At 44.0% G+C, this 23,464-nt stretch carries 25 protein-coding genes, 1 riboswitch and 1 other annotated feature; of the genes, 14 read left to right on the top strand and 11 right to left on the bottom strand.

The window, feature by feature from the left end:
- Window positions 1-4 precede the first annotated feature (4 nt).
- The gene (locus R8N47_RS06365) at window positions 5-1,309 is read left to right on the top strand and encodes an inosine/guanosine kinase (RefSeq protein ID WP_005378187.1); all 1,305 of its coding nucleotides are present in this window, start codon (window positions 5-7) and stop codon (window positions 1,307-1,309) included.
- A gap of 127 nt (window positions 1,310-1,436) precedes the next feature.
- Here the strand turns inward: R8N47_RS06365 and R8N47_RS06360 are convergent, their stop codons facing one another.
- Entirely contained in the window at window positions 1,437-1,844 is a 408-nt protein-coding gene (locus tag R8N47_RS06360; RefSeq protein ID WP_005378185.1) for an H-NS family nucleoid-associated regulatory protein, read from the bottom strand.
- Between the two features lie 582 nt (window positions 1,845-2,426).
- A riboswitch (Lysine riboswitch) is annotated at window positions 2,427-2,609 on the top strand.
- Between the two features lie 109 nt (window positions 2,610-2,718).
- On the opposite strand from R8N47_RS06360, the gene tet(35) reads away from it, so the two are divergent.
- The 9 genes from tet(35) (at window position 2,719) to hisIE (ending at window position 11,866) form a co-directional block, all read left to right on the top strand.
- Window positions 2,719-4,320, top strand: a complete 1,602-nt coding sequence (gene tet(35) / locus R8N47_RS06355) for a tetracycline efflux Na+/H+ antiporter family transporter Tet(35) (RefSeq protein WP_064353795.1) — start codon at window positions 2,719-2,721, stop codon at window positions 4,318-4,320.
- Between the two features lie 180 nt (window positions 4,321-4,500).
- Window positions 4,501-4,638: a sequence feature (His leader region), on the top strand.
- A gap of 53 nt (window positions 4,639-4,691) precedes the next feature.
- Window positions 4,692-5,588 carry an ATP phosphoribosyltransferase gene (gene hisG, locus R8N47_RS06350; RefSeq protein ID WP_005378180.1) on the top strand — a complete coding sequence of 299 codons (897 nt, stop codon included), beginning with the start codon at window positions 4,692-4,694 and terminating at the stop codon, window positions 5,586-5,588.
- A 5-nt stretch (window positions 5,589-5,593) separates the two neighbouring features.
- Window positions 5,594-6,886 carry a histidinol dehydrogenase gene (hisD, locus tag R8N47_RS06345; protein WP_054577956.1) on the top strand — a complete coding sequence of 431 codons (1,293 nt, stop codon included), beginning with the start codon at window positions 5,594-5,596 and terminating at the stop codon, window positions 6,884-6,886.
- A gap of 18 nt (window positions 6,887-6,904) precedes the next feature.
- Entirely contained in the window at window positions 6,905-7,945 is a 1,041-nt protein-coding gene (gene hisC / locus R8N47_RS06340) for a histidinol-phosphate transaminase (RefSeq protein WP_064353796.1), read from the top strand.
- 69 nt (window positions 7,946-8,014) lie between these two features.
- Window positions 8,015-9,088 (top strand): bifunctional histidinol-phosphatase/imidazoleglycerol-phosphate dehydratase HisB, encoded by a 1,074-nt coding sequence (hisB, locus tag R8N47_RS06335; RefSeq protein ID WP_005389832.1) that lies wholly within the window; start codon window positions 8,015-8,017, stop codon window positions 9,086-9,088.
- A 26-nt stretch (window positions 9,089-9,114) separates the two neighbouring features.
- Window positions 9,115-9,729 carry an imidazole glycerol phosphate synthase subunit HisH gene (gene hisH / locus R8N47_RS06330; RefSeq protein WP_005389830.1) on the top strand — a complete coding sequence of 205 codons (615 nt, stop codon included), beginning with the start codon at window positions 9,115-9,117 and terminating at the stop codon, window positions 9,727-9,729.
- A 12-nt stretch (window positions 9,730-9,741) separates the two neighbouring features.
- Window positions 9,742-10,479, top strand: coding sequence for a 1-(5-phosphoribosyl)-5-[(5-phosphoribosylamino)methylideneamino]imidazole-4-carboxamide isomerase (gene hisA, locus R8N47_RS06325; protein WP_064353797.1), 738 nt, complete (start codon window positions 9,742-9,744; stop codon window positions 10,477-10,479).
- Window positions 10,461-11,234 carry an imidazole glycerol phosphate synthase subunit HisF gene (gene hisF / locus R8N47_RS06320; protein WP_004749837.1) on the top strand — a complete coding sequence of 258 codons (774 nt, stop codon included), beginning with the start codon at window positions 10,461-10,463 and terminating at the stop codon, window positions 11,232-11,234. Before hisA ends, hisF begins: the two co-directional genes overlap by 19 nt.
- On the top strand, window positions 11,231-11,866 hold the full coding sequence (gene hisIE / locus R8N47_RS06315; protein WP_005533681.1) for a bifunctional phosphoribosyl-AMP cyclohydrolase/phosphoribosyl-ATP diphosphatase HisIE: 636 nt from the start codon (window positions 11,231-11,233) through the stop codon (window positions 11,864-11,866). Before hisF ends, hisIE begins: the two co-directional genes overlap by 4 nt.
- Window positions 11,867-12,141: 275 nt before the next feature.
- Here the strand turns inward: hisIE and R8N47_RS06310 are convergent, their stop codons facing one another.
- From R8N47_RS06310 to R8N47_RS06295, 4 genes are all read right to left on the bottom strand, one after another.
- Window positions 12,142-12,657 carry a YchJ family protein gene (locus R8N47_RS06310; protein ID WP_005378159.1) on the bottom strand — a complete coding sequence of 172 codons (516 nt, stop codon included), beginning with the start codon at window positions 12,655-12,657 and terminating at the stop codon, window positions 12,142-12,144.
- Window positions 12,658-12,744: 87 nt separating this feature from the next.
- Window positions 12,745-13,959 (bottom strand): EAL and HDOD domain-containing protein, encoded by a 1,215-nt coding sequence (locus R8N47_RS06305; RefSeq protein ID WP_005378158.1) that lies wholly within the window; start codon window positions 13,957-13,959, stop codon window positions 12,745-12,747.
- A 98-nt stretch (window positions 13,960-14,057) separates the two neighbouring features.
- A complete protein-coding gene (lpxH, locus tag R8N47_RS06300; RefSeq protein ID WP_005389817.1) occupies window positions 14,058-14,795 on the bottom strand; it encodes a UDP-2,3-diacylglucosamine diphosphatase in 738 nt (245 codons plus the stop codon).
- Between the two features lie 60 nt (window positions 14,796-14,855).
- Entirely contained in the window at window positions 14,856-15,350 is a 495-nt protein-coding gene (locus R8N47_RS06295; protein ID WP_005378156.1) for a peptidylprolyl isomerase, read from the bottom strand.
- A gap of 202 nt (window positions 15,351-15,552) precedes the next feature.
- Here R8N47_RS06295 and cysS point away from each other — a divergent pair, with 202 nt between their 5' ends.
- Both cysS and R8N47_RS06285 read left to right on the top strand, forming a co-directional pair.
- A complete protein-coding gene (cysS, locus tag R8N47_RS06290) occupies window positions 15,553-16,935 on the top strand; it encodes a cysteine--tRNA ligase (RefSeq protein ID WP_064353798.1) in 1,383 nt (460 codons plus the stop codon).
- Between the two features lie 87 nt (window positions 16,936-17,022).
- A complete protein-coding gene (locus R8N47_RS06285; RefSeq protein ID WP_064353799.1) occupies window positions 17,023-17,601 on the top strand; it encodes a thymidine kinase in 579 nt (192 codons plus the stop codon).
- Between the two features lie 60 nt (window positions 17,602-17,661).
- Here the strand turns inward: R8N47_RS06285 and R8N47_RS06280 are convergent, their stop codons facing one another.
- The 3 genes from R8N47_RS06280 to R8N47_RS06270 are packed head-to-tail and all read right to left on the bottom strand — an operon-like array spanning window position 17,662 to window position 20,021.
- Window positions 17,662-18,300: a YdcF family protein gene (locus R8N47_RS06280; RefSeq protein ID WP_064353800.1), complete on the bottom strand. Its 639-nt coding sequence runs from the start codon at window positions 18,298-18,300 to the stop codon at window positions 17,662-17,664.
- Window positions 18,297-19,124: an NAD-dependent epimerase/dehydratase family protein gene (locus tag R8N47_RS06275; protein WP_064353801.1), complete on the bottom strand. Its 828-nt coding sequence runs from the start codon at window positions 19,122-19,124 to the stop codon at window positions 18,297-18,299. Before R8N47_RS06275 ends, R8N47_RS06280 begins: the two co-directional genes overlap by 4 nt.
- 18 nt (window positions 19,125-19,142) lie before the next feature.
- Complete coding sequence (locus tag R8N47_RS06270) at window positions 19,143-20,021, bottom strand: LysR family transcriptional regulator (protein WP_005378151.1); 879 nt, start codon at window positions 20,019-20,021, stop codon at window positions 19,143-19,145.
- Window positions 20,022-20,110: 89 nt separating this feature from the next.
- Here R8N47_RS06270 and R8N47_RS06265 point away from each other — a divergent pair, with 89 nt between their 5' ends.
- Window positions 20,111-20,557 carry a PACE efflux transporter gene (locus R8N47_RS06265; RefSeq protein ID WP_042522041.1) on the top strand — a complete coding sequence of 149 codons (447 nt, stop codon included), beginning with the start codon at window positions 20,111-20,113 and terminating at the stop codon, window positions 20,555-20,557.
- 43 nt (window positions 20,558-20,600) lie between these two features.
- Here the strand turns inward: R8N47_RS06265 and R8N47_RS06260 are convergent, their stop codons facing one another.
- A complete protein-coding gene (locus R8N47_RS06260; RefSeq protein WP_005387662.1) occupies window positions 20,601-20,834 on the bottom strand; it encodes a TIGR02647 family protein in 234 nt (77 codons plus the stop codon).
- A 299-nt stretch (window positions 20,835-21,133) separates the two neighbouring features.
- Between R8N47_RS06260 and focA the strand changes: the two genes are divergently transcribed.
- Window positions 21,134-21,994 carry a formate transporter FocA gene (gene focA, locus R8N47_RS06255; protein ID WP_005378146.1) on the top strand — a complete coding sequence of 287 codons (861 nt, stop codon included), beginning with the start codon at window positions 21,134-21,136 and terminating at the stop codon, window positions 21,992-21,994.
- Between the two features lie 85 nt (window positions 21,995-22,079).
- Here focA and R8N47_RS06250 read toward each other — a convergent pair whose 3' ends face one another.
- Both R8N47_RS06250 and R8N47_RS06245 read right to left on the bottom strand, forming a co-directional pair.
- Window positions 22,080-22,217 carry a hypothetical protein gene (locus R8N47_RS06250; protein ID WP_005378145.1) on the bottom strand — a complete coding sequence of 46 codons (138 nt, stop codon included), beginning with the start codon at window positions 22,215-22,217 and terminating at the stop codon, window positions 22,080-22,082.
- 354 nt (window positions 22,218-22,571) lie between these two features.
- Window positions 22,572-23,384 carry an ABC transporter permease gene (locus R8N47_RS06245; RefSeq protein WP_047100766.1) on the bottom strand — a complete coding sequence of 271 codons (813 nt, stop codon included), beginning with the start codon at window positions 23,382-23,384 and terminating at the stop codon, window positions 22,572-22,574.
- Between the last annotated feature and the right edge of the window lie 80 nt (window positions 23,385-23,464).

Raw genomic sequence — 23,464 nt, 5'->3', positions numbered from 1 at the left:
CAATATGAAATTTCCTGGACAACGCAAATCGAAGCACTATTTTCCTGTTCATGCTCGTGACCCGCTGGTGAGCCAAGCACAAGAAAGCAAGAAGATGACGCGCACTCACATCATTGGTATTGACCAAACCTTGGTTGATATTGAAGCAAAAGTTACAACGGATGTGATTGAAAAGTACGGTCTGAGTAAAGGTCACTCTCTGGTTATCGATGACGAAAGAGCAGAAGAGTTATACCAGCAACTGAAAGAAGAGAACTTGATTACCAATGAGTATGCGGGCGGTACAATTGGTAACACGCTACATAACTACTCCGTGCTAGCGGATGACCGCTCCACACTACTTGGAGTGATGAGCCAGGATATTAAGATTGGCAGCTACGGTTACCGTTATCTTTGTAATACATCAAGCCGCATGGACTTGAACTACCTACAAGGTGTAGATGGTGCAATTGGCCGTTGTTTTGCTCTTATCACAGAAGACGGTGAACGTACTTTTGCTATCAGCGAAGGGCAAATGAACCAACTCCATCCTGATAGCATTCCAGAGAAAATCTTTAAAAATGCATCAGCACTTGTACTGACGTCATATCTAGTACGTTGCAAAGACGGCGACCCAATGCCGGAAGCAACAATGAAAGCAATTGAGTACGCGAAAAAGAATGATGTGCCTGTTGTTCTGACTTTAGGCACAAAGTTTGTTATTCAAGATGACCCTAAATATTGGCAAGAATTCATTCGAGATAACGTTTCAGTCGTTGCGATGAATGAAGATGAAGCAGAAGCACTGACGGGGGAATCTGATCCACTTGCTGCGTCTGATAAAACATTGGAGTGGGCTGATCTAGTATTGTGCACGGCGGGTCCTGTAGGTCTATTTATGGCTGGGTATACGGAGGATAGCGCGAAGCGCGAAACTTCTTTGCCATTACTTCCAGGGTCAATTGCTGAATTTAATCGTTATGAATTCAGTCGTCCGGCGAAAAAAGACTCATGCGAGACGCCAATAAAAGTGTACTCGCATATCTCGCCATATATGGGTGGCCCAGAAAAAATTAAGAATACAAATGGCGCAGGTGATGCTGCGTTATCTGCTGTTCTTCATGATATGGCAGCAAATAAATACCATAAAGAAAATGTGCCTAATTCAAGCAAGCACAGTAACGAGTATTTAACTTACTCTTCTTTTTCTCAAGTCTGCAAATACGCAAACCGTGCTAGCTACGAAGTTCTCGTGCAACATTCACCACGATTGTCGCGCGGACTTCCTGAGCGAGAAGATAGCCTAGAAGAAGCATACTGGGAACGTTAATACGAAGCGGTTTAATTAACTATTCTGTAACTAAAGTAAAAGGCACATTAAGAAATGTGCCTTTTTTATTTGTAATGGTTTAAATAAAAAAGGCTCCCTATGGGAGCCTTTTAAAAATAGCACGGATCTAGATTAGGAACTCATCCAGAGATTTACCTGCATCAAGTTGCTCTTGAATCGCCGAAGGTGTACGACCTTGGCCAGTCCAAGTTTTCTCATTACCGTTTGAATCTGTGTATTTGTATTTAGCAGGGCGAGGTGCGCGCTTCGCTTTGCCTTTCGTCTTAGTTTCGCCAGATAGCGCAGTAATAAGTGCTTCTACGTCAATACCGTCTTGAGCGATTTTCTCAGCAATCTCTGCAAGCTTAGCTTCTTGCTCTGCTTGTGCTGCGCGTTCTGCTTCTTCTGCTTCACGACGCTCATCTACGACAGTAGTGAGTTTATCTAGAGCTTCTTCCAATTGTTCTAGAGTCAGCTCACGAGAAAATGCACGAAGGCTACGGATATTTAGAAGGGTTTTAGTCAGCTCTGACATAACGATTCCTATTAAAAGGTTAATGTGTTGGGCACTTTTTATCGTTACGATTAAATAATGCCAATCTATAAATAAACAAAGAGTCCTTATATTTAACTTTATCTTTTCCTTATGTGCAAATGCTAAATCAAGATTTTGTTTAAATTTGACTATTTTTTAAAGCAATTAATATTATTACACTCGAAATAAATCATTATTAGATGAGAACTAAAATCAACAATCATTATTGTATAGAGAGAGTGATAGCTTGGTTTTTTATAAAAAAATTTGAGTTATTACTTAAAAATATGAAGCATCCATCTTTAATGCTGTGTCATATATCCTTAATTTATTGATATAAGATAAACCATGATATTTCTAAGGTAGTAATAATGTTTCATAAATAACATGATTGATGTGATTTCAGTTGCACAAAACTTATGGAAGTAGGCAAGGTTTATAAATTATCTCAGTCATTATTTATTTGTTTAATTTAGTTTGATGTGTTGCATTGACTCTCATCATAAGTACAATGGCTGCCACCTGATGCAATATTGCAGACAATTTGTTGTTAATTTGTACAGTTAGTGGTTAATTGTTTGTTGTTGCCGTAGAGGCGCGGTCTCGAAGAGTAGCTATTATTGGGGTGATGCCAATGAATAATAGTGGAAGGCGAAGATTGCCGAAGTAAGTAACTCATCAAAGTTACTTGCTGGGGTTGTATCTGAAAGGAACAACACTGCCATAGTATATATTCACATTAAACTATGGAGCGCTACTGTAGGGTTGGGTGGAGTGTTCGCTTCCCTGTCGCTAAGTTCAACATGAGCACGTATCGTATGCTACGTGACTTGTCTGCAGTAGATCTCTAGCCAAACTTTGGTTTTTGAAGATCATGAATTTAATAGATTTTTCTAGTTCTCCTGTTTCATTATTGCCACCTATTGTCGCTTTGACTTTGGCGATTTTGACTCGACGTGTATTAGTTTCCTTGGGTGTAGGTATCGTGCTAGGTGCGGTGCTACTTAATAGCTGGTCTATCAGCGACACCGCAGGTTACGTCAGTTCTCAAGTTTCTTCTGTCTTTATTGAAGATGGCGGAATTAACACTTGGAACATGAGCATTGTTGGCTTCCTAATCTTATTAGGTATGACAACAGCTTTATTAACGCTATCTGGCGGTACTCGTGCTTTTGCTGAATGGGCACAATCTCGAGTGAAGAGTAAACGCGGCTCCAAACTTCTTGCCGCCTTTTTAGGCGTATTCATTTTTGTCGATGATTACTTTAATAGCCTTGCTGTTGGTGCGATCTCTCGCCCAGTAACCGATCGCTTTTATGTGTCTCGCGCTAAGCTTGCGTACATTCTAGACTCAACCGCTGCTCCAATGTGTGTAATTATGCCTGCTTCTAGCTGGGGTGCTTACATTATTACTATTATTGGCGGGATCTTAGTCTCACATGGGGTCACAGAGTATTCTGCTCTTGGCGCATATGTTCGTCTTATTCCAATGAACTTCTACGCCGTTTTTGCGCTGCTAATGGTGTTCGCTGTTGCGTGGTTTGGTCTTGATATTGGTAAAATGCGTGAGCATGAGATCTCTGCATCGCAAGGTCGTGGCTTTGATAAAGACAAAGAAAATGACTCGCAAGAAGCGCATGACCTAAACGAAGAGCTAGATATCCGTGAAAGTGAAAAGGGTAAAGTGTCAGATTTGATACTTCCTATCGTGACGCTGATTATCGCGACTATCGCTTCAATGCTTTACACGGGTGGCCAAGCATTGGCTGCTGATGGTAAGGAGTTTGCGCTTCTTGGTGCTTTTGAAAATACAGATGTAGGTACATCACTAATCTACGGTAGCTTGCTTGGCTTAGCAGTTGCACTGTTTACTGTTGTGAAGCAAGGTCTACCAATGGCTGAGATCGCACGTACACTTTGGATTGGTGCTAAGTCTATGTTTGGTGCGATTCTAATCTTAGTATTTGCCTGGACCATTGGTTCTGTTATCGGTGATATGAAGACTGGTACTTACCTTTCGACAATGGCGCAGGGCAATATCAACCCTCATTGGCTCCCAGTTATCCTATTCTTGTTGTCTGGCCTGATGGCGTTCTCAACAGGTACTTCATGGGGTACGTTCGGCATCATGCTACCAATCGCGGGTGATATGGCTGGCGCAACAGATGTAGCGCTAATGCTACCGATGCTAAGTGCGGTTCTTGCTGGTGCTGTATTCGGTGACCACTGTTCGCCAATCTCAGATACGACGATCTTGTCATCGACGGGTGCACGTTGTAACCATATCGATCACGTATCAACACAGTTACCTTATGCATTATCAGTCGCGCTTGTTTCATGCGTGGGCTTTATTGCTCTTGGTATGACAGCTTCAATTGCGTTCTCTTTCATCGCAGCGTCGATTACATTCGTTATCGTTTGCGCGATTTTGTCATGGCTTTCAAAGTCAAAAATGGCATCTTGCCAGAGTGCGTAATTCACTGATTTAAAAGGTGAAATTGTAGGAGGCTTCGGCCTCCTTTTTTATTTGTATTATACAATTCGAATTTTTTTAAAATTAAGGGTTGAAAAAAGTAATCAGCTTGGTTAGTGTGGTTGGTAACAAAGCAAATGAGAAGAGCCTTGAAATAAGTATGCGTAATTTTGTAATGAACATTCATCACCATCATCACCCAATCTAGTCTTTCGGGCGATGTACGCATACCCGGGAGGCAGGAAACTCCCGGAGGTAAAATCAAAGTAAAAGCAGATTTTAAACCCTCGGGAGACTTCAATCTCCCGAGGGTTTTTTAGTTTTATTAGTTTGAAAAATACTTAGATATCAAAATCTTGCATAGGGACAAAGCAATGCAAACACAACGTTTAAGAATCGCAATTCAGAAAAAAGGTCGTCTTAGCAAAGAGAGTCAAGCTCTACTAAAACAGTGCGGCGTAAAGTTCAACGTAATGGGCGAGCGTTTAGTTGTCCATTCTGAAAATATGCCAATTGATTTACTCTTGGTTCGTGACGACGACATCCCAGGTTTAATTATGGATGGCGTGGTTGACCTTGGCTTTATTGGCGAAAATGAACTAGAAGAAGTTCGCCTTGACCGCAAAGCATTAGGTGAACCCTGCGAGTTTGTTCAGCTTCGTCGACTTGATTTTGGTGGCTGTCGTTTATCTATCGCAATCGACAAGGACGAAGAGTACAACGGTCCACAAGACTTAGCTGGCAAGCGTATTGCTACAACGTATCCTCAACTTCTAAAAGCGTACATGGATGAAGCCGGCGTTCCATTCTCTACATGTATGCTGACAGGCTCTGTAGAAGTTGCCCCTCGCGCGGGTCTCGCTGATGCTATCGCTGATTTGGTTTCTACAGGTGCAACACTGGAAGCGAACGGCCTTAAAGAAGCTGAAATTATCTTTAAATCAAAAGCGACATTGATTCAACGCACAGGTGAGTTCGACGCAGACAAAGTGGCGCTAATCGAAAAGCTGTTAACTCGCATGCAAGGCGTGCAGCAAGCGAAAGAATCTAAGTACATTATGCTTCACGCCCCAGCAGAGAAGTTAGATCAAATTAAAGCACTACTGCCAGGTGCTGAAGACCCAACTGTTCTTCCTCTTTCTGCAGATAAGCAGAAAATGGCTGTTCACTTAGTGAGTTCTGAAAACCTATTCTGGGAAACAATGGAACAGCTGAAAGAGTTGGGCGCAAGTTCAATTCTCGTTCTACCAATTGAAAAAATGATGGAGTAAGCATCATGAGAACAGTCGTTTGGCAATCATTAAGTGAGAATCAGCAAGACTCTATTTTGGAGCGCCCTGCTATTGCAGAAGGTGCCAATATCACCACTGCTGTGGCCGAAGTTATTGCTAAAGTTCGAGAAGAAGGTGACTCTGCTCTTATTGAGCTGACAGAAAAGTTTGACCGTGTTAAGCCTGAATCCATTCGTGTTTCTTCTCAGGAAATTAAGGCAGCGTCAGAGCGTTTGTCAGAGTCAATGAAGAGCGCACTAGAGCAAGCTTACGCCAATATTTCTAAGTTCCACAAAGCGCAAAAGCCGCAACCGCTCAAGGTGGAAACGCAGCCAGGTGTTCTTTGTGAACAAGTAACACGTCCAATTCAAAAAGTGGGTTTGTACATTCCTGGTGGCAGTGCGCCTTTGCCATCGACTGTTTTGATGCTCGGCGTTCCTGCAAAAATTGCAGGTTGTCGTAAAGTCGTTCTTTGTTCTCCACCGCCAATCGCTGATGAGATCCTTTATGTCGCGAAGCTGTGTGGCATTGATGAAGTGTACAACGTCGGTGGTGGCCAAGCAGTTGCTGCAATGGCTTATGGCACCGAGACTGTATCGAAAGTAGATAAGATCTTTGGTCCGGGCAACGCTTACGTGACCGAAGCAAAACGACAGGTTAGCAATGATTTCCGCGGTGCTGCGATTGATATGCCAGCAGGGCCATCAGAAGTGCTAGTGATTGCAGATGAAACCGCAGATGCAGACTTTATCGCTGCGGATCTTTTGAGCCAAGCGGAACACGGTCCTGATTCTCAAGTGGTATTGGTGACTCCTTCTCCTGTGATTGCTGATCAAGTGACGGATGCGGTTCAACGTCAGCTTAAGGAGCTATCTCGTGCAGACATCGCAGAAAAGGCTCTGGCATCAAGCTTGATCATTATTTCCGAGTCGATGACGCAGTCAGTTTCTATTTCCAATTACTACGGTCCTGAGCACTTGATTGTTCAGACTAAGAACCCTCGTGAGCTTCTACCTCTATTAGATAACGCAGGTTCTATCTTCCTTGGGGATTGGTCTCCTGAATCTGCGGGAGATTACGCATCGGGGACTAACCACGTCCTTCCTACTTACGGTTACACACGTACTTATTCAAGCTTAGGTTTGGCGGATTTCTCTAAACGAATGACGGTTCAGGAGCTTTCTGCTGATGGTTTAAAGAACCTTGCACCAACGGTAGTCACGATGGCTGAAGCAGAAGGTCTGGACGCTCACAAACGTGCTGTTACTATCCGCGTAGAAAAATTAGCAAGTAAGTAAGAATAAGAGAGTAATGAGATGGAAAAGCTAGCGCGTAAACAAGTCCAACAGCTTACCCCTTATATGTCGGCTCGCCGAATCGGTGGTACGGGTGACGTATGGCTAAATGCCAACGAATCACCATTTAACAATGAATACAAAACAGACTTTGCTCGTCTTAATCGTTACAGCGAATGTCAGCCTAAAGAACTGATTTCTGCTTACGCAGCCTATGCGGGTGTGAAACCAGAGCAAACATTAACATCTCGTGGTGCGGATGAAGGTATTGAACTACTGATTCGTGCATTCTGTGAGCCGGGTGAAGATGCGATTCTTTACTGCCCACCGACTTACGGTATGTACGCCATCAGTGCAGAAAGCATCGGTGTAGAGTGCAAAACCGTGCCGCTAACGTCAGATTGGCAACTAGACCTTGCAGGCATCGAAGCTAATCTGGATAACGTGAAACTGGTTTTTGTATGTTCGCCAAACAACCCAACAGGTAACTTGGTTAAGCGTGAGGACATTGTGTCTCTGCTTGAGATGACAAAAGACCGTGCAATCGTGGTGATGGATGAAGCGTACATCGATTTTTGTCCAGAAGCGTCAACGGTAGACCTACTGGCGCAATACCCGAACCTTGCAATTCTGCGTACTCTGTCGAAAGCTTTTGCGCTTGCAGGTCTACGTTGTGGATTTACGCTTGCGAACGAAGAGCTGATTAATGTACTTCTTAAAGTTATCGCACCTTACCCAGTCCCAGTTCCAGTGGCAGAAATTGCGACTCAGGCGCTTTCGGAAGCTGGTTTAGCGCGAGCGAAGTTTCAAGTTCTCGATTTGAATGCAAACCGTGCTTACTTGCAAGTTGGCCTTTCAATGATTCCGGGCTTGGAAGTGTTTGAAGGGTGGGGGAACTACCTATTGGTGAAATTCCCAGATGGCGATGACCTTTTCAAAGCGGCTTGGGATACGGGCATTATTTTGCGTAACTCGCCAATTGAAAACTGTGTGCGTATCAGTGTGGGTAACCGTGACGAGTGCGAAAAAACGCTTGGATTTATCAGAAACTACTACGCATAAATAGAGACAGAATTTATCGCTCTCGCTAAATAGCGGGAGCGCCAAAAGAATAGCAATAAGGAAGTTCGAGTGAGCAAACAACAAAAAATCCTTTTTATCGACCGTGATGGCACCTTAATTGTTGAGCCGCCGATTGATTTTCAAGTAGACCGTTTAGATAAGCTAAAACTAGAACCATTTGTTATCCCAAGCCTGCTGTCGTTGCAGGATGCAGGATACCGTCTAGTGATGGTCACGAACCAAGATGGTTTGGGTACCGACAGCTACCCACAAGCTGATTTTGATGCACCACACAACATGATGATGGAGATCTTTGAATCTCAAGGTGTGAAGTTTGATGATGTGCTGATTTGTCCTCACTTCGATGAAGATAACTGCTCTTGCCGTAAGCCTAAATTGGGCTTGGTAAAAGAGTACCTTCAAGGTGGCAAAGTGGATTTTCAAAACTCTGTTGTGATTGGCGATCGTCAAACCGATCTTCAACTTGCAGAAAACATGGCAATTCGTGGCATTCAATACAACCCAGAAACCATGGGTTGGAAACAGATCCTAAAAGATCTCACGGTGAAGGCTCGCGTTGCTGAAGTGGTTCGCACCACAAAAGAAACAGACATTAAAGTATTCGTTAATCTTGACGAGCAAGGCGGTAACGATATTTCTACAGGTCTTGGCTTTTTTGACCACATGCTGGATCAAATTGCGACGCACGGTGGATTCCAAATGGTGTGCAAAGTGGAAGGTGACCTGCACATTGATGATCACCACACAGTAGAAGATACCGCTCTTGCGTTGGGTCAAGCGTTGAAAGAAGCACTGGGTGACAAGCGTGGTATTGGTCGCTTTGGCTTTAGCTTGCCAATGGATGAGTGTTTGGCGCAATGCGCACTAGACCTATCAGGTCGTCCTTACCTTAAGTTCGACGCGCAGTTTAGTCGTGAGCAAGTGGGTGATCTTTCAACAGAGATGGTGGTTCACTTCTTCCGCTCTCTGACTGACACATTAGCGTGTACGTTGCACCTTTCTTCTGCGGGCAACAATGATCACCACATCATTGAAAGTCTATTTAAAGCGTTTGGTCGTACGTTACGCCAAGCAATCAAAGTAGAAGGCACTGAGCTACCAAGTAGTAAAGGCGTGCTTTAAGGCTAACGTTAGCAAGGAGAAAAACAGTGACAGAACAGAAAGTTGTCATTATCGATACTGGCTGTGCCAACGTTTCTTCGGTGAAGTTTGCCATTGAACGCCTAGGCTATGACGTAACGATTTCAAAAGATCCGCAAGTCGTATTGTCGGCAGATAAGCTATTCCTACCGGGGGTGGGAACCGCCAGCGAAGCGATGAAAAACCTAGAAGAGCGCGATCTGATCAGCTTGGTAAAACAAGTAGAAAAGCCGCTGTTAGGTATCTGTTTAGGCATGCAACTGTTGGGCAAAGTGTCTCAAGAGAAAGGGCAGAAAGCCGACGAGTTGGTTGAGTGTCTTGGGCTTTGTGATGGCGAAGTGAAGCTACTACAAACTGGCGATTTGCCGCTGCCGCACATGGGTTGGAACACGGTCTCTGCAAAAGCAGGTAATCCACTTTTCAAAGGTATTGAAGAAGGAGAGTATTTCTACTTCGTGCACAGCTTTGCGATGCCAGTTGGGGATTACACGATTGCGGAATGCGAGTACGGCAACCCGTTCACAGCAGCAGTACAAAGCGGTAACTACTACGGCGTGCAATTCCACCCTGAGCGTTCTTCAAAAGCGGGCGCGAAGCTTATTCAAAACTTCTTAGAATTATAAAAGGGATTTAGTGTGATTATTCCAGCTCTTGATTTAATTGAAGGACAGGTGGTTCGCCTTTATCAAGGTGATTACGGCCAAGTAACCGAGTACAAAGTCGACCCAGCAGAGCAATTCAACTTGTATCACCAAGCGGGTGCTAACTGGCTGCACTTGGTGGATTTAACTGGCGCGAAAGACACGACAGCACGCCAACTTGATTTGATTGCAACGCTACTAGCAAGCACGCCAGCGAACATCCAAATCGGTGGCGGAGTGCGTACCGAGCAAGACGTGATTGATCTGCTAGAAGCGGGTGCTCAGCGCGTTGTGGTTGGCTCTACAGCAGTAAAACAGCCAGAGCTTGTGAAAGGTTGGATGGAAAAATACGGCTCGGAGAAAATCGTTCTCGCGCTAGACATCAACATCGACCAAGACGGCACACGTAAAGTAGCGATCTCTGGTTGGCAAGAGGATTCAGGCGTGACTATCGAAGCTCTGATCAACGATTACCTGACGGTAGGTTTGCAGCGTGTGCTTTGTACAGACATTTCTCGTGACGGTACGCTAGAAGGCTCAAACGTAGAGCTTTATGTCGACCTATGTAAACAGTACCCACAAGTGCAGTTCCAATCTTCAGGCGGCATCGGCTCATTAGCGGATATCGAAGCACTAAAAGGCAGCGGTGTGGCTGGCGTGATTGTTGGTCGCGCGCTGTTAGATGGTAAGTTCACAGCAGAGGAGGCATTTGCATGCTGGCAAAGCGAATAATTCCATGTCTTGATGTCCGTGATGGACAAGTGGTAAAGGGCGTTCAGTTCCGCAACCACGAAATCATTGGCGACATCGTTCCTCTGGCACAGCGTTATGCGGAAGAAGGCGCTGACGAGCTTGTGTTCTACGATATTACCGCTTCAAGTGATGGGCGTGTCGTTGACAAAAGTTGGGTCGCTCGCGTTGCTGAAGTGATTGATATTCCCTTCTGTGTCGCTGGTGGTATTAAATCAGCGGAAGATGCAGCGCGCATTCTTGAGTTTGGTGCAGACAAAGTGTCTATTAACTCACCTGCATTGGCTAACCCGCAACTGATTACTGACCTTGCTGATAAGTTTGGTGTGCAATGTATCGTCGTTGGTATCGATTCATACTACGACAAAGAGACAGGCAAGTATCAGGTTTACCAGTTTACTGGCGATGAAGAACGCACCAAAGCAACTCAATGGGAAACACGTGATTGGGTGCAAGAAGTACAAAAGCGTGGCGCTGGTGAAATCGTACTGAACATGATGAACCAAGACGGCGTACGTAACGGCTACGATATTGAACAACTTAACATGGTGCGTGAAGTGTGTAACGTGCCATTGATTGCATCGGGTGGGGCAGGTGCTATGGAGCATTTCGCAGAAGCCTACCAAAAAGCAAATGTGGATGGCGCGCTTGCCGCATCGGTATTCCACAAACAAGTCATCAATATTGGTGAACTAAAGCAGTATTTGAAACAACAAGGCATTGAGGTACGACTATGAGTGTGAAAGCCGCCGAAGTAAGTTCGCTAGCTGAGCGAATCAACTGGGAAAAGGTGGATGGTCTGGTACCTGCCATCGTACAAGATTTCCAATCAAGCCAAGTGCTGATGATGGGTTACATGAACCAAGATGCGTTGGCAAAAACGGGCGAAACAGGTCAAGTGACGTTTTTCTCTCGTACCAAGCAGCGTCTTTGGACGAAAGGTGAGACCTCCGGCAACGTATTGCAACTAGTGAACATGCAGCTCGATTGCGACAACGATACGCTACTGGTGAAAGTGAATCCCATTGGTCCTACGTGTCACTTGGGTAACACAACTTGCTGGGATGTGGACCCTCAAGAGGAGTCACAAATGGTGTGGCTTCATCAACTTGAGCAGCTATTGGCTGCCCGCAAGAGTGCCGACCCAGATTCCTCTTATACTGCCAGTCTTTATGCCCGTGGCACCAAGCGTATTTCGCAAAAAGTGGGCGAAGAAGGCGTTGAAGTCGCGCTTGCGGCGACGTCGGGCGATAAGGCGGAGTTAGTGTGTGAATCTGCAGATTTGATTTATCACTTAATGGTATTGCTTCAAGACCAAGGCTTATCGATGAATGACGTAGTGAATAAACTGAAAGAGCGTCATAAGTAAGCTTGCGATAAGTGAAAGCCCCTATGCTCTCGAGCCTAGGGGCTTTTTACTTTAGTGTTCTTGATTCGGGGCAAAAACCGGCAATAGTGCTGGTGGCGATTAGATTCTGAATCACGCTCGTCCCTCGCTGTTCAGAATGACGGTATATTTTCTAATGGTACTTGCAGTAGAGTTATTTACTTCAAATAGGTACATATATTCACGTCACTCCAACGAACCTAGGCGAAGTCAAGAATCCAATTAAATCGAGCTCAATAAGCTAGGAGTGGATGATCTTACCCACAACACTTCTTAAATTTCTTACCACTTCCACAGATACACGGGTCGTTACGACCTACTTTTAGGCTACTCACTGGTTGGTTTAGGCGAGGATCTTGTTCTGGTTCTTCTTCTAGCTCTTCTTCTGGAAACGTGCCGTCAATGTAGTACCAAAGCCCATTTTCTTTTACAAAGCGAGAACGCTCTGTCATGCAGTAGCGTTTGCCGTCTTCGTCAAAGTAAGCGTTGAATTCAACAAAACCTTCATTCTCGTTACAACCCGCTTCAGCTTTCACTACCTCAAGCTTGCACCAATCGCTGTCGATAGATTGGGCAATGCCTTCACGTTGCTCTTCTGCATTACAGCTTGGGTGGTATGTGTTCACCACGTAATCCACTAGACCTAACACATGCGCGCTGTAACGAGAGCGCATTAGCTGCTCCGGAGTGGTGACGTCAGCGTGGTTATTGTGGGCAATTTCACAACACTGTTGGTAGGTGCGGTTAGAGCCGCAAGGACAAGAAGAAGCCATAAAATGAAATCTCGATTAATTAAGCGGTAAAAACAAACAACCCCACATAAGTGAGGTCGCAGGTATTCTTTGGGGCATTATAGCCATTTAGGGCGTTTGAGACAGCAGTTCTTGAGCCCATTCCGTCGATTGATTAAAAGCGTCTGCTAATTGAGGTTCGGTTAATTTAAGAACGGTGCAATATCGCTCGGCTAACTCCCAGTCCGCTTGTTCGTAGGCGATCGTCATCGAAAGTAAGTGACCAAGTACGCCTTTTCGACTGGTTAATGCGAGTTTTATATCTTCGTCAACGGGGATATCTTCAATGACATCCGAGAGCGGTTGATCGAGCAAAGATCCGAGCAAAGAAAACATGCCTGTCAAAAAAGCCTGCCCAGGGTCATACCTAGTGTTCATTTGACTAAGTAGCAGTTCACACATTCGTGCACGCTGAATCGCTAAAGAGTAAAGAGAGTCAGGTTTATCTTCTTGAACGGAGGCAATTGCAACTAAGGAAATAAAGCGTCGTAGTCGCTCTTCACCCAGATAAATAAGCGCCTGTCTGAACGATTTGATCTTAGTCGTTAATGTATATCCTGAATTTACGTAAGTAAGCAGCTTGTATGACAGCGTCACATCAATCGAAAACAGACGTTCAACCTCATTGAAGTCGATGGGCTTATCTGCAATCTCTTTACAAAGTTGGATGACGGTAAGAAACGCGGGGTTCAACCGTTTTTTCTGGATCATCTCAGGTTTGCTAAAAAAATACCCTTGAAAATAGTTAAAACCGGCTTCTAGAGCTTGCTCAAACTCTTCATAGGTCTCTACCTTTTCCGCAAGAAAGTCGATTTTAAATGGGCTCAACGCCTGAATAAAAATGGCAGCTTTCTTGATCGGCACAAGTCTAATATCAAACTTGATCATGGAAACGTATGGAAGAAAGCGCTTCCAAGCTTTCGTCGGAACAAAATCATCCAGAGCAATTTTGTATCCGCACTCATGAAGGTGCTTGATGGCTTCTAACAGTTCTTCTGTCGGTTCGCAGTCTTCAAGGACTTCAATGACGAGAGATTCTTTAGGAAACAAAGTTGGGACCAAGTTCACCAAGCTTTGATGCGGAAAGTTAACAAAGCCAAGTTTGTTTCCTAATGTGTTGTAATGCGTCGATAAAAAATGATCGGATAGCAGTCGACTAGTAGCCAGCTCTGGTTCTACTTCAGGGAAGGTATTTTTAGGGCCGTCTCGAAAGAGGAGTTCGTAACCTATGGTTCGTTTTTCTCTATCCAGAATCGGTTGGCGAGCTACGTAAGAATACTTCAATTAGGTACTTCGTTCTGTTTAACTTAGTATTATGATAATAGCGATTTTTTACAAAATATCTACGACTTGAGCGTGAATCTTCTACACGCTCTACATGCTTAACGCAAATTCTGTATGAACGGTCTCGTTTGTAGGTCAAAACTATCAGAATTTACTTTTAAAACTGAGCCTTGCGTATACCAATCCCCTAAAACAATTCGGGTCTTTTTAACGCCATCAACGTCAAAAAAATGTGTGTTCGGGCGATGTGTGTGACCATGAATCATTAAGTTGACGCAGTTCTGAGACATTACTTTCTCGACCTCATTTTGGTTGACGTCCATGATATCTAATGACTTGCTCATTTTATCATCACGAATATCGGATTGAACTTTTGAGACAATTTTCTTCTTAATGAACCAAGGAATACGGTTAAACAACCATTGTAGCCATGGCTTGTGAACGGTTTTTCTAAACTCTTGGTATTTCACATCGTCAATGCAGAGCGTATCGCCATGTAGGATTACGGCTTTTTGACCATAAAGATCAATCGTGCAGACATCGTCGAGTAATGTCATACCGGTTTCTTTGCAAAAGCGTTTGCCGAGTAAAAAATCTCGATTGCCTTGGATGAAAAAAGTTGGCACACCCGCATCCGTCAGTGCTTTAAATTCTGCGCGGATTTGGTCTGCAAAAGGGGTGTTGTCATCGTCACCAATCCAGAACTCAAACAGATCGCCGAGTACATAAAGTGCATCAGCTTTTGTTGCTTCTGTTCGCATGAACGTCACAAAACATTCCGTGATATCAGGACGTGATGGGGTAAGGTGAAGATCGGAAATAAATAATGTCGTCATAGAAATAAGGGGAAGCTATGCCTCCCCATTAACTTATCTTTTAAAAATAATTCCTAAGAATTACTCTTCAATTGTTGTACCAGTGATTACTACGTCTTCTAGAGGTACGTCTTGGTGCATGCCGTAAGAACCAGTGCTAACGCCTTTGATCTTATTTACGATGTCCATGCCTTCGATTACTTCACCGAACACACAGTAACCCCAACCATCTAGGCTTTCGCTACGGAAGTCTAGGAATGTGTTGTTGTTTACGTTGATGAAGAACTGAGAGCTTGCTGAATGCGGCTCCATAGTACGTGCCATAGCAAGTGTACCCACTTTGTTGCTTAGGCCGTTGTTTGCTTCGTTCTTGATAGGTGCACGAGTCGCTTTTTCACGTAGACCAGACTCCATACCACCACCTTGGATCATGAAGCCGTCAATAACACGGTGGAAAAGCGTGTTGTCGTAGAAACCGTCGCGGCAGTACTGAAGGAAGTTTGCGCTTGTCTCTGGCGCTTTCTCTTCGTTTAGTTGAATCTTGATGTCACCAAAATTAGTGTGAAGGGTGATCATGCTACTTTCCTTTACTGTGTTGTGTTGAGCCCGAGATTCTAGCCTAAGTTCTAGTGCTTTAAAAACTCAGGAAGAGGAAATTCTTCGTTTTGTGCTTGAAGTTTAGCCGATTATCGTTTTATCGGTTAATTGCTATTACCTAACTAGGTTGGAGTTGATATACTCATCTTCTTTTATTCATTCACAATCATAGATAGAGATCATGTTAAAGATATATAACACACTCACAAGACAGAAAGAGGAATTCAAACCAATTACAGCTGGCAAAGTCGGTATGTATGTCTGTGGAGTTACCATCTACGATCTCTGTCACATTGGTCACGGTCGTACTTTCGTCTCTTTTGACGTTGTATCACGTTACCTTCGCTACTTGGGCTACGATCTGACGTTTGTACGTAACATCACAGATATCGACGATAAGATCATCAAACGTGCCGCAGAAAATGGTGAGTCTTGCGATTCATTGACTGAGCGTTTGATTGGTGAAATGCACGCTGATTTTGATGCGCTGAACATGAAACGTCCGGACGTTGAACCTCGTGCGACACAGTTTATTGCTGAAATCATCGAATTGGTTGAGAAGCTAATCGAGCGCGGTTTTGCATACGTTGCAGATAACGGTGACGTAATGTTTGAAGTAGGTAAATTCAACGAATACGGCAAGCTTTCTAAGCAAGACCTTGATCAGCTTCAAGCTGGCGCGCGCGTTGATATCGAAACAGCAAAACGCAGCCCTCTAGACTTTGTACTTTGGAAGATGTCAAAGCCGGGTGAACCAACGTGGGAGTCACCATGGGGTCCTGGTCGTCCAGGTTGGCACATTGAGTGTTCAGCAATGAACTCTTCAATCCTAGGTAACCACTTCGACATTCACGGCGGTGGTTCTGACCTTCAGTTCCCACACCATGAAAATGAAATCGCACAATCATGCTGTGCACACGATACACAATACGTGAACACATGGATGCACAGCGGCATGGTAATGGTAGACCGTGAGAAGATGTCTAAATCTCTAGGTAACTTCTTTACTATCCGTGACGTTCTTGGTCACTACGATGCTGAAACAGTGCGTTACTTCCTAATGTCTGGTCACTACCGTAGCCAGTTAAACTACAGCGAAGATAACCTAAACCAAGCACGTGCTTCGCTTGAGCGCCTGTACACATCTCTACGTGGTTTAGACCCAAACGCTGCGCCTGCTGGTGGTGAAGAATACGTATCTCGCTTCACTGCAGCGATGAACGATGACTTCAACACACCAGAAGCTTACTCAGTACTGTTCGACATGGCGCGAGAAGTTAACCGTCTGAAGACAGAAAACCTAGAGAAAGCGAGCGAACTCGGTGCGCTAATGCGTGAACTAGCTGACGTGATCGGTATTCTTCACCAAGATCCTGAAGCCTTCCTAAAAGGTGATGCGGGTAACGATGATGAAGTGGCTGAAATCGAAGCTCTGATCAAGCTACGTAATGACTCTCGCGCTGCGAAAGATTGGGCGAATGCAGATATGGCTCGTGACAAGCTGACCGAAATGGGCATTGTTCTGGAAGATGGTCCAGAAGGCACAACGTGGCGTCGTAAGTAATTGAATTTTCATTTTTAAAGGGCTGATAATTCAGCCCTTTTATTTTCCATTTCCATAAATTAAAACTTTAACTTTAGGTAATGCTCTGTGGCTCAGATGTATTTCTATTACTCAGCAATGAATGCGGGTAAATCAACAACGCTTCTTCAATCCTCTTTCAACTATCAAGAACGCGGCATGACGCCAGTTATTTTTACGGCTGCGCTAGATGATCGTTTTGGTGTCGGTAAAGTGAGCTCTCGTATTGGTCTTCAATCTGACGCACATTTATTTCGTCAGGATACCAATTTGTATCAAGAGATCGCAGGTCTGAATGAGGTTGAAAAACGTCACTGTATTCTTGTTGATGAGTGTCAGTTCTTGTCGAAAGAACAAGTTTATCAACTTACTGAAGTCGTTGATAAGTTGCATATTCCAGTATTGTGTTACGGCCTTCGCACCGATTTTCTAGGCGAACTTTTTGAAGGCAGTAAGTATCTATTATCTTGGGCAGACAAGCTGGTTGAGCTCAAAACAATCTGCCATTGTGGCCGCAAAGCGAATATGGTTATTCGTACCGATGAACACGGCGTGGCAATTAAAGAAGGCGATCAAGTTGCGATCGGCGGTAACGATAAGTATGTCTCCGTATGCCGCCAACATTACAAAGAAGCGCTCGGTAAATAAGCCGTATTGATACAGAAAAGCCACCGTACTTGGTGGCTTTTTGTTGTCGGTTAGAAAAAGCTAGCCTAAGTCAAAACCAAACCGCTCGAGTAAAACCTGGTAAGAAGATTCAACTTGATGAGGGATGTTCTGCTTGGTTTGAAATCCTTTCTCTGGATAGCTTTTTACGCGAGAGAAATCTTCCATTAGTGCTTCTAGCACCATCATTAATGGCATGTCTTCATTAATGTATTCAAAAAATGGAAGAGCCGCAGAGCTTACTTGGAGCTGAGTGTAGGGTGACTGCCACTGTTTTTCAAATGTCGCGATTGCTCTACGCTCCATAAACGGTTTTTGTACCAGAATAAACGAGAAACACTGTTTTCCTTCCTCTTTTAATCGTTGCTCAGTAAAGCGAACATTTTCTCCACTGTTTGTGGATTCAGTTTCGAGCAAAATTGCTTCACTTGGAACGCCCGACATCTTTGCAATCTCGGCAAAGGTTTCTGCTTCGCTTTTTTCAAACAGTCCATCTGTGAAGCGACCTTCACCCCCTGAAAATACAATCAAAGGTGCCAACTTTTGGTGGTAGAGCTTGGCAGCGTGCTCCGCTACACGCACATCATTACTGCACATCACAAACAAACAGTCCGCAGGCTTCAGTTTATGTTTGAGTTGCATGTAATCCCAAAGCGTTTCTATATGTCTATAGAGTCTCATAGCGCATCCAAAGTTGAATTGAAGTGAAATCGATAACCAAGTGAGAGTAGTTTGTCAGCAAGAATACGCTTGTCAGCTTGCTCTGTGACGGGTGGAAGAGGTATCTCACTTCCGATTTTGTTTATGGCAGCTTGGTAGAACTCAGCCTTGCTGACAGTATGAGGTGTCGTCACATTAATGACTTGGTTGCTTAAATTGCCTAAGGCAAATTTCGCAGCCGAGACAGCATCATCTTGATGAAGCATATTAGCTGGTGCTTTACGACTAACTTGTTGAAGCCTTGCTGCAAAGCGAGATGGGTGTCTATCTGGCCCGATTAATCCGCTACAACGTAGAATAACAAAGCTAATATTCGAGTCGATAACATGCTGCTCTGCTTGAAGCATAATACGTGCATTATCAGAGAAATAAGGGCTTTCGGCTGCTAAAGAGAGTGACGCGTCAGCTTCTTCCATATCGGAAGCAAGGTTAGGGTAAACCGTGGTAGAGCTGATCATGAGAAGTTTTTCAACGTTGTTTTGCTTAGCTGCGTTGGCAAGTATTTGCCATTGCTGGGCATATTCTTGACCGCGTCCTTTACGAAACCCTGGAGGAAAAGCACCGATAACGTGCGTAATTTGATGCTGTTTGAGCAACTCATCTAGCCGTGCTGTGGCGTTCAATTGATTGAAATCGAACAATGCGGAGTGAGTTAATGAGGTGGGTAACTCTTTTAATCGAGTTTGGCTACGACGAGTGACGACAACATAGTGTCCATCTTTCATCAATGTTTCTGCTAGCGGAGTTCCGAGCCAGCCTGCACCTACGATCAATGTATTTGCCATTTGGGTCTTCCTACTTACTTATGTCTGCCCGAATAGGTTGAGCAGTTCTGCTTTGGCTTGTTGATGGAGGGGATCTGAATGCCATTTCTGGTGCTGAATAAGGTCAACATTGACTTGCCAAGCCAGTTTTGTGAAATCATCCCCAACCTTTTTTAATGTATTAGGTGAATACGCGACTAAATGCTGTGGTAGAAAGCACCAACCAAACCCTTTATTCGCCAATTCCAACAAAATATAGTAGTTATCAGCGTACCAGATATCTGGGCTAAATGCTTGATTGAGACCACATGGCTCTGCACTTTTGGATCGTATGACCAATTGACGATGTTGTTTTAGTTGATCAATGTGAGTGATTTGCTGCTTTGCTAAAGGATGTGTTGAAGAGACATAGACATCAAATGCAATATTGCCAAGATTGGTGAAATCGATGTGTCTTGGCATTTGTAAATCACTCAAAATAATCCCAGTCGTGGCGCGTTCCGACTTAACCAATTCAATGATATCAGGGCTTGAAGCCGTTAAGCATTCAACTTGTAAGTGTGGAAAGCGTTGCTCTAACTTCTTTAGCACATCCGGCAAGCGAGTCAGAGGAATCCCTTCATCAATAGCTAAGACTAATTTGTTCGTTGGCGTGGAAAAGAGCTGCGATGCCCTATTGTTTAGGCGGTCGAGTTGGCTGATTGTTGCTTGTGCATAAGGTACGAGCGCGAGGCCATTCTCAGTTAATTTAGGGTACCTGCCTGATCGATCGAAAAGCTCAACACCACAGTCGATCTCCATATTCATGATGTGCTGGCTCACTACAGATTGAGCTCGCCCCAGTTTTCTAGCTGCTCCTGAAAATGATCCTGCTTCTGATGTAGCAATGAAAGCTTGCAGTTGTTCGATGGTAAACATATCGCTTAAACCGATGGTATCTAACTTTTGGTTATCTAAATAATAGATAAAATTCTAAGCATTGAGTAGAACTATTTGGACAGAGAAATATGACTCGTAACGAACGAATTTTTCATGCAGTACTTTTTGAGTTAATCGCACTCGCGATTATTGTACCAGCGGCTTCATTGATCACTGGAAAGGGTTCTAGTGATCTCGCGTTGGTTGGGGTCGGGTTGAGCATGTATACCGTGATATGGAACTACATCTACAACTTGTATTTTGATAAGTGGTTTGGTGACAATCGAGCTGAGCGAAGTTTAGCGATGCGGCTTGGACACACTATTGGTTTCGAGGGAGGATTAATCTTTATCTCTCTACCTGTGATTGCCTGGTTCTTAGAAATTACGCTTCTTCAAGCTCTGATGCTGGAAGCCGGCTTCCTCGTTTTCTTCCTATTTTATGCCACTGGTTTTAACTGGTTGTATGACAAGGTTCAACCATTTAGCAAAATGAAAAAGCGATTATTGCCACAGGCATCGACAGGAAAAATATAGGACTAAAAAACGCCACCGAGTTCGGTGGCGTTTTTTGTTCAAATTACACAGACAGAACTCTCAAAATCTTATCTGCATGTTCTGCAACTTCAATGCCTTCGTCTGTTAGATAACCACCGTCAGGCTGTGTACAAAGTTGCTTCTTATATAGACGAGCAACGGCTGCCTGCATTTCTTCTGACGCGTCTGTATGAACTTTAATACCAGTTGCAGCACTACTTAGGTCGAACTGAAGAAGTAGATTCAATTCGGCGATATGTTCAGCTGAATATTTCATAAATGATTCCTTTGCGCTTTTTTTACCAAGCTAGTCTGAAAAGTAGCGTTGGGCAACATTCAACGACAAGAAGTGTTAAGTATGGCGCTATCAGGCTGATATAACGCAGGATCTTTGTTCGAAAGGCCGAATACTTGTTAAGTATCAATGATACTTACGGTAGCGAATGATAGGCGCTATTTATTGCTTGATCTCCCAATAACAACGATTTTAGTAAACACGCCAAATAGCACTTGAAAAAATAGGGAAATAGAGCGATTATCCGCGCCTCTTTAAATGTTTCTAAATGTTACACCAGAATGAACTTTAATCAGTTTGACTCACTATTACCGCCACAAGCTGCGGAACGCGCGGCTGAAGTGGGGGTAGGCAAAGCAACGAAAGCTCCAATCAAATCTTTTCTGCTCGCCATTTCTGCGGGGCTTCATATTGGTATTGCTTTCATCTTCTATACCACGGTAACGACAGGCGCAGGCGAGCTGCCTTGGGGCATTACACGACTCATTGGTGGTCTGGCATTTAGCCTTGGTTTGATTTTGGTGGTGGTTACTGGCGGCGAGCTTTTCACTAGCTCTGTGCTGACACTAGTTGCGCGTGCGAGTGGAAAAATCTCTTGGCAAGCACTTATCAAAAACTGGTTGGTGGTTTACTTTGGCAATATGGTTGGGGCCATTTTGCTCGTGGCCTGTATGCTAGTTACCAAGCAATATATGTTTGATCATGGCCAAGTTGGTCTTAACGCGATGGCGATCTCCCAACACAAATTACATCATGGTTTCTTTGCTGCTGTTGCGCTTGGCATTATGTGTAACGTATTAGTTTGTATTGCAGTTTGGATGACGTTTAGTGGGCGAACATTGACAGATAAAATAGCGGTCATGATTTTGCCTGTGGCTATGTTCGTGTCGGCAGGTTTTGAGCACTGTATTGCGAACATGTTCCAAGTACCTATGGCGATTGGTATTAAGTACTTTGCGCCAGAAGCGTTTTGGCAAATGACAGGGGCAGATATTGCAAACTACGCGGACTTAAACATGATGGGGTTCATCGTAAACAACCTAATTCCTGTTACGATAGGAAACATTATTGGTGGTGGCGTATTTGTTGGCATGTGGTATTGGATGATTTATCTACGCGATGAAGATAACCATTTGCGATAAGTTTAGAAGATCACAAGAAAGGCGAACCAGATGGTTCGCCTTTCTTTTTATTTGTCTCTGCAAATGTCAAATAAGTCGAGTCATGTTAAATCAACTCTTCGTTGATGCCAAAATCGGTTGGGAGCCAATGAGAAGTTACTTCCTTTGGTTCTTGAACGAGCCAATCCAGAGGTGCATCGGACAGGAGTTCATCGTAATTTTCTTTGATCATTAAGACATCCATGTACGTCTCTCCAAGTTTGTGGTCACTGCCTTTACTTTAAAATTAGAACATGTCAGTCACGTGATCAATGCATGACGATTCGATTGATCACTTATGTTGCTATGTTTCTGGTTGCGTATGGGTTTTGGGGGCTTATCCACATTTTCTGTGGATAACCTGTATCAAAGGTCGTGCGTATCTAAACTTGCAAAGAAAATTTCATAAAATTAGAGGCTTATATCAAAAAGAATTCTGCCTGGCTTTTCATCTGAAAGCGTCTTGATGAGTGCTCGAAGAATAGTTGAGTTATTCAGTTATAAGTATGTTCGACTTGGCAATATAAGTTGTTTAACGGTCTTTACCCACAAGCGCCAGCTAACCATGAGTTTTGGTCGATTCGGGTTGCTCGATTTTTATCTTTATTCGGCCTTCTTTGGTTTGTACCCAGCGCAATGTCATTTCTAACGTTATGGTTACGGAGGCACTCAACATGACGAAAATAGCCAGCATAATTACTAACTGGTATTTAATCGCAACCATCGGGCTCGCGCCACCTAGAATTTGACCGGTCATCATACCCGGTAAGGTAACCAGCCCTGTAGTGGCCATAGAAGCTAAAGTCGGGGCAAGGGACTTTCTAAGAGCCTCCTGAATGAAGGGGAAGGATGCGTAGCGAGGAGAGGCTCCAAGTGAGATTGCAGCCTCATATTCTGCTTGTCTCTGCTCAAAAGCCGTAAACAAATTCTGAAGAGCGATGATATTACTACTCAAGCTGTTACCCAATAACATACCAGCAAGTGGGATCATGTACTGCGCATTGTAAATAGGGGATGGTTGCACTAAGCCTGCTGTAATTGCTATCAGAAGTGGTATTAGACCACAGGTAAGGCCCGTTAGTAGCGGAAGCATAAGTGGCTTTTTAGGTAAGCGAGCTTTTCCCGCAATTGAGCTGGCACCAATCAGTAGCATGATGGCAAGCCAAAGTATATTGACAAGTAAGCTGTTTAATTGAAAAAGATATTCTAAATACACGCCAATCAATATGAGCTGAAGTGTCATTCGGATAACACTGATTATGGTGTCTTTTGCTATCCCTAATTTGTAGCGGGCATTGATAAAGAAGGGGACCAATAAAATCAAACCAAACAGTGCCAGTTTGACCCAGCTTATATCCACCACGTTGTCCATAATCGCTCCTTGAAAATACGCGAATAATTGTATCTAAGCCTCCCCTTTATATGAACCACTACGTGCACTTTTTGCTGTTC

This window comes from Vibrio sp. 2132-1 (assembly GCF_033344315.1).
This window is presented reverse-complemented; position numbering and strand designations above follow the sequence as displayed.